This window comes from Rheinheimera lutimaris, assembly GCF_013283795.1.
GTDB lineage: Bacteria > Pseudomonadota > Gammaproteobacteria > Enterobacterales > Alteromonadaceae > Alishewanella > Alishewanella lutimaris.
In genome coordinates this window covers 63800-70217 of the sequence record NZ_JABSOD010000018.1, presented here as the reverse complement: position 1 = coordinate 70217, position 6418 = coordinate 63800, and the positions used below count along the sequence as shown (strand labels likewise).

General features: G+C 50.5%; 7 protein-coding genes. 6 read left to right on the top strand and 1 reads right to left on the bottom strand.

Going from position 1 to position 6418, the window contains the following annotated elements:
* Positions 1-74: 74 nt before the first annotated feature.
* From HRH59_RS15200 to HRH59_RS15180, 5 genes are all read left to right on the top strand, one after another.
* Positions 75-680: a DNA-J related domain-containing protein gene (locus HRH59_RS15200; protein WP_178089588.1), complete on the top strand. Its 606-nt coding sequence runs from the start codon at positions 75-77 to the stop codon at positions 678-680.
* 242 nt (positions 681-922) lie between these two features.
* Positions 923-1981, top strand: coding sequence for a 3-deoxy-7-phosphoheptulonate synthase (locus HRH59_RS15195; RefSeq protein WP_173502127.1), 1059 nt, complete (start codon positions 923-925; stop codon positions 1979-1981).
* A 1-nt stretch (position 1982) separates the two neighbouring features.
* Positions 1983-3113, top strand: coding sequence for a bifunctional chorismate mutase/prephenate dehydrogenase (tyrA, locus tag HRH59_RS15190; RefSeq protein WP_173502126.1), 1131 nt, complete (start codon positions 1983-1985; stop codon positions 3111-3113).
* A 100-nt stretch (positions 3114-3213) separates the two neighbouring features.
* Positions 3214-3468, top strand: coding sequence for a FitA-like ribbon-helix-helix domain-containing protein (locus HRH59_RS15185; RefSeq protein WP_173502125.1), 255 nt, complete (start codon positions 3214-3216; stop codon positions 3466-3468).
* Positions 3465-3884: a type II toxin-antitoxin system VapC family toxin gene (locus tag HRH59_RS15180; RefSeq protein WP_173502124.1), complete on the top strand. Its 420-nt coding sequence runs from the start codon at positions 3465-3467 to the stop codon at positions 3882-3884. The genes HRH59_RS15185 and HRH59_RS15180 overlap by 4 nt, the downstream gene beginning before the upstream one ends.
* Positions 3885-3937: 53 nt before the next feature.
* Here HRH59_RS15180 and HRH59_RS15175 read toward each other — a convergent pair whose 3' ends face one another.
* Positions 3938-4816, bottom strand: a complete 879-nt coding sequence (locus tag HRH59_RS15175) for an LOG family protein (RefSeq protein WP_173502123.1) — start codon at positions 4814-4816, stop codon at positions 3938-3940.
* A 149-nt stretch (positions 4817-4965) separates the two neighbouring features.
* Here HRH59_RS15175 and HRH59_RS15170 point away from each other — a divergent pair, with 149 nt between their 5' ends.
* Entirely contained in the window at positions 4966-6372 is a 1407-nt protein-coding gene (locus HRH59_RS15170) for an MBL fold metallo-hydrolase RNA specificity domain-containing protein (protein WP_173502122.1), read from the top strand.
* The last annotated feature ends 46 nt before the right edge of the window (positions 6373-6418 follow it).

Here is a 6418-nt window from a genome sequence, read left to right as displayed (position 1 = left end):
AAAAATGCCGGTCAGCTTAACTGACCGGCATTAGGCACTTGTCGGCCTTTTTTCTTTTTGGCATAGTGCAGCCTATGACCAATATTCAAGCCCCCCTTAGCACAGCCATTCTTAACTTGTTGCAAGGCCAGCTGGAAAGCCTGATCCTGGCGTATACGCCATCACACAGCCCGATAGAAGAGCAGTATTTGTTATCTCGGCTGGGGTTAAAGCTACACAGCGATACACTGCAAAGCGCCGATCTTGCCCGCTTTCAACAACACTTTGTGCTGTACCATCTGTTATACCGTATTCAGCAGCACTGGCTGGCACAGCGCTACGGCTATTTAGCAATTGGTCTGGCCAAACTGCAGCTATTACCGTTAACGCAAGCATTGCCGCCAGACTCCGATGCCGGCCGGCAAGACTATTATCTGAACTGGCAGAACTTTTATGCCATGACAGAGCAATTACTTGACCAGCATCTGGATGCTTTCTGGCAACAGCTGCAACGGCCGGCTGTACCGGTAAATACTATGGCGCACAGCGAAGCGCTGGCGTTGCTTGACCTACCCGCTGCGTTTACACCACAACAGCTGAAAAAAGCTTATCGCACTAAGGCATTACAGCTACACCCGGATCGAGGTGGCGAGCAGCAGCAATTTATTTTACTGCAACAGGCCTATCAGCAGCTGCAGTAACCCGATCGATAGTTTTTATGTACACTTAATTGTACGAATTTTCTGTGGTGTAATTATTCGCTGCTATCTTGATTTTATTGGCCTGTAATGGGTTGACGCGCCGCTTTCGGATCTTTACTATTTGCAAATCGTATTTAAATGATTACGTGTTGTATATTAAAGTTTACGTAAGGGCGTGCCTTAGCAACTTCAGCGTTTTTACCTATGCTTAATGCCTGCAACACCGCACCCGGAGTTTTAGCATGAGTAAGATAGTAGATGACCTGCGCATAGTGGCAGAAAAGCCATTGAGCCCACCGGCAGTATTAAAAAAAGTATTACCGTTGTCACAGCAAGGCGCAGAGTTTGTGCAACAGGCGCGTAATACCATTGCCGACATCGTACACGGCCGCGATAAACGTCTGTTAGTGGTTACCGGGCCTTGTTCCATTCACGACCCTGTCGCAGCAATTGAGTACGCACAAAAACTAAAGCAGCTGCAGTTACAATACGCTGACAGCCTGTACATAGTAATGCGGGTGTATTTTGAAAAACCGCGTACTACGGTGGGCTGGAAAGGCTTTATTAACGATCCGCACCTGGATGACTCGTTTGATCTGGAAACCGGCTTGACCTGGGGCCGCGAATTGCTGCTGAAAATGGTTGAGATGGAATTACCTACTGCCACCGAAGCGCTGGATCCTATCAGTCCGCAATATTTGTCAGATTTAATCAGCTGGTCAGCCATAGGCGCCCGCACGGTGGAGTCACAAACACACCGTGAGATGGCAAGTGGCTTGTCGATGCCGGTAGGCTTTAAAAACGGTACCGACGGTAATTTAAATATCGCGCTGAATGCACTGCAATCCGCTGCCAGTGGCCACAGTTTTATCGGTATTAATCAGCGCGGTGAAGTGAGCTTAGTGCAAACCGCCGGTAATCCGGATGGCCATATTATTCTGCGCGGTGGCGCCAAACCAAACTACGACGAGCATAGTATTGGCGAAGCGCTGGCCAAGCTGGACAAACTTAAACTGCCGCGCGGCATAGTGGTAGATTGCAGCCATGGCAACTCGAATAAAGACCATAACCGCCAGGGCGAAGTGGCCCACAATGTGCTGGCGCAGCGCCTGGCCGGCAATGACGCCATTATCGGTATTATGCTCGAGAGCCATCTACATGCCGGCCGCCAGGAGCTAATTGACGGTAAAGCCGAAAAATACGGTGTATCGGTAACGGATGCCTGTATTGACTGGGATACCACCGCTGAGCTGTTAGCCAGCTTACACCAGCAAATGCAGCCGGCTGTGGTGGCCGCCTGATATGACGGATGCAGCCAAACAAGCGCTGGCACCACTGCGCCGGCAGATAGACAGTATCGACAGTCAACTGGTGGCGCTGCTGGCGCAGCGCGCTAATGTTACGGCGCAGGTGGGCAAAATAAAGCAGCAATTTGCCTTACCGGTATATGTGCCTGAGCGCGAGCAGGCACTGTTAAGTGCCAGGCGCGAACAGGCGCAAGCGCTTGGGGTATCGGCAGATTTAACCGAAGATGTGCTGCGGCGTATTATGCGCGAGTCTTACCAAACCCAGGAAAGTGGTTTTGTTTGTTGTCGCGACGGTGGCTGCAAAGTGGTGGTGGTTGGCGGTGCCGGTGCACTCGGCGCACGTTTTGTCAGTTTATTCGCCCGCTCCGGCTACGACGTTGCAGTGCTGGAGCAACAAGACTGGCCCGATGCAGAAACGATTTGTGCTGATGCAGCGCTGGTATTGCTGGCAGTGCCGATTACCTTAACCGGGCAGTTAATTAACAAACTACCGGTACTGCCGGCTGATTGCGTACTGGCCGATATTACCAGTATTAAACAACAGCCATTGGCGGCGATGTTGGCGAAACATAGCGGCCCGGTAGTCGGCTTGCACCCGATGTTTGGCCCGGACATTACTAACCTGGTAAAACAAGTGGTGGTGGTATGTCATGGCCGTGCGGAAGCGCAGTATCAATGGCTGCTGAAGCAGCTGAATGTCTGGGGCGCTGAGCTCGCGGTAAAACAGGCTGCAGAGCACGATAGCGCTATGCAGCTAATTCAGGCTATGCGGCACTTTTCATCCCTGGTTTACGGCGTGCATTTGGCCGATGAAAACGCCGATCTTAATGAGTTATTGCAGCTGAGCTCACCGATATACCGGCTGGAGCTGGCGATGGTAGGGCGTTTGTTCGCGCAAAACGCCGAGCTGTATGCCGATATTATGCTGTCATCCTGCGAGGTTGCCGCACTGCTCGAGCGTTATCAGCAGCGTTTTACTACCTTGCTGCAGCTACTGAAAGCCAAAGATAAAGCCGGTTTAATGGCGCAATTTGGTAAAGGCCAGCAGTTTTTTGGTGAGCTGGCCGGGCAATTTTTGCAAGAGAGCAAACAACTACTGCAAAAAGCCGCGGATAGCCGTAGCTGAGCAAGATTGTCAACAAACTATCTGCGCCGAAACTCAAACTTGTATCGATGCATGCATAGGTATAAAATGTATGCATTGAATGCAGTTGGAGGTTTTGACGATGGCAATGTTGACTGTACGTAATTTACCGGATGAGGTGCATCGTGCTCTACGTGTACGCGCGGCTAAGCATGGTAATAGTATGGAAGCAGAAGTGCGCGATATTCTCGCCGCAGTAGTATCGCCGCAAGGCAGCATAAAGTTAGGCTCAATGCTGGCGGATATTGGCCAGCAGTTGGCATTAAGCACAGAAGAACACGAACTGTTTCATCAGTTGCGTGATAAAACACCTGCCAGAGCCGTGAGTTTTGAATGATCCTGCTGGATACTAATGTTATCTCGGAGCCACTGCGCCAGGCGCCTGAATCTGCAGTGGTAACCTGGATAGATGCCCAACCGCTGGAAACGCTTTATCTTTCTGCTGTTACCGTGGCCGAGCTGCGTGCCGGTGTTGCACTAATGCCGTCAGGCAAGCGGCAAAGCTTGTTGGCGAGTAGTCTGGAGCAACAAATTTTACCGTTATTTAGCGGCCGGGTATTGGCTTTTGATTTGGCGTGCACTGCAGCTTATGCAGAGCTGTTGGCCAAAACACGTGCTGCAGGGGTGGCATTGTCGGCGCCTGACAGCTTTATTGCCGCTATTGCCGCAAGCAATGGCTTTGCAGTAGCTACGCGTGATACCAGCCCATTTGTTGCAGCCGGTATACGGGTAATTAACCCGTGGCAGCTGTAAAGTTAACGCCGGGTTTTAATGACTTGGCTGCCTTTTATATTGCCAGGTGCAGGTTAAGTTAGATGATAGTAATCCAGTATCAGTTGCCAGGCTTGCTCCGGTGTATCAGCGTACTGGATCAGTTCCAGATCTGAGGCGCTGATCACGCCTTCTTCTACCAGCATGTCAAAGTTGATTAGTTTCTGCCAAAAGGCTTTATCGTACAGAATTACCGGTACCCGCGCGGCCTTTTTGGTTTGAATAAGGGTGAGGGTTTCAAACAGCTCATCTAAGGTACCAAAGCCACCCGGAAAGGCTACTAAGGCGCGGGCGCGTTGTAAAAAGTGCATTTTACGAATGGCAAAGTAGTGAAACTGAAAACAAAACTGCGGCGTAATGTAAGGGTTGGGCTGCTGCTCTTTCGGTAGCACAATGTTTAAACCGATACTTTCACCGCCGGCGTCCATGGCACCGCGATTGGCCGCCTCCATCACCCCGGGTCCACCACCGCTGATAATGGTCATAGCGCAATCTTTGTTACAACAGCTGTAGCGGGTCGCCAGCGCCGAAAACTGCTGTGACGCTGTGTAGTATTTGCTGTTATCTAACTGTTTTTTCGCCCGCAGCAGTGCCTGTTGGTTTTGTGCTGTATCGGCTGCTGCCAGTTGCTTTTCTGCCAGTGCTATTGCGGTTTTGGCTTGATCCGGCGATAAAAACCGTGCGCTACCAAATACTACGATAGTGGCGGTTATGTTGTGCTGCTCCAACACCAGTTGCGGCTTTAAATACTCCAGCTGCAGCCTTACATGACGCAGTTCGTCCTGCATTAAAAATTCATTATCAGCAAAGGCCAGCCGGTACGAGCTATGGTCCTGCAATTTCGCAATAGCATCTAATGATTGCTGCGCCGATGCCAGATGGCGCTCATGGAGCTGATGTGGATCGCTTGCCATTGTTTTTTCCTCTGAAACTAAGTTGCTCTGCAACGAGGGTTAGCTTAAAGCAAAAATAGTAAAACTAACATCTTGTTTGATCCAGGCTAATCTTTAACCTTGCTGCATGCGTTATAACGCTAAGCATCACATAGATAAGGATAATGCCCATGCCTCTTTCTGCTACGTTGCAATTTATCGGAGCGGCTAAACAAGTTACCGGCTCTTGTTATCTTATTAAATTGAATAATAGGCAAATTCTGCTCGACTGCGGCATGGTACAGGGCGCCGATCAAATTCGTGAGTGGCATAAATTTCGTTTTGCCTTTAAACCGAAAGATATTGATTTGGTAATACTGTCACACGCACATATTGATCATAGCGGCTTGCTGCCGCTTCTGGTCGCGCGCGGTTTTGATGGCAAAATACTCTGCACGCCTGGTACCGCTGAGCTGCTGCCGGTGCTGCTGAAAGATTCGGTGCATTTGTATTTAAAAGACTTAGAGTGGCAAAACAAAAAGGCGGCGCGGGCCGGCAAGAAGCTGCAAGACCCGGTATTGTCGGTTACCGATGCTGAGCGGGTAGTACAACTGTGCGATACCGTTGCTTACAAAAAACGCGTTACGCCACTGCCGGGGCTGGAGCTGGAATTTGCCGATGCCGGGCATATTCTGGGCTCAGCCATAGTGCAATTGTGGTTAAAGGGCAGCCAGGCGATGCGCAAGCTGGTGTTCTCCGGCGATTTAGGCAATCCGGCTACGGTATTAATGTACGACCCGACCGACATCGGCCAGGCTGACATCGTGCTGATGGAAAGCACTTACGGCAACCGTAACCACCAAGATATAGATAACTCGCTGGACGAGATGGCCCAAGCCTTAGAGCAAGCCAACAGAGATGGCGGTAATGTGTTTATTCCGGCCTTTGCGCTTGGTCGCTCACAAGAAATTCTGTATTACCTCGCGCTGTTGCATCATCAGGGCCGGCTAAAACAGCGCATGGTGTTTCTTGACAGTCCTATGGCGATTAGCATCACCAATATTTACAACGATTACCTGCACTGCCTGGACCAAAAAGACTTAGCGGCTATCGGCTTTAAAAAAGGCATGCAGCTGCAGGATTTACTGCCAATGCTGCGCCTGACCGAAAGTGTGGAAGAGTCGATGGCAATAAACCGCGTAAGCGGCGGTGCTATTATTATTGCCGGTAGCGGTATGTGTAACGGTGGCCGTATTGTGCATCACTTTAAGCACAGTTTATGGAAAAACTCTAATCACCTGATCTTTGTCGGCTTTCAGGCCTACGGCACCCTGGGCCGGCGCTTGGTAGACGGCGAGCGGCGGGTAAAACTGTTTGGCCAGGAAATAGTGGTAAAAGCCAGAGTACATACCATTGGAGGGTTTTCTGCCCATGCCGGCCAGAGTGAGCTGTTGGACTGGGCGCAGGCTATTGGCGGTAAGCCGGCGTTTTATCTGGTGCATGGCGAACCAGAAGCGCAGCAAGCACTGCAACAGGAATTGGCGCAGCTTGGTATACAGGCGCAAATTCCTGCCAAAGGTGATGTAATTTCGCTGTAAGCGTCAAGATATATTTTGTTACTTTTGGGCTATGGTCAGGCACCAG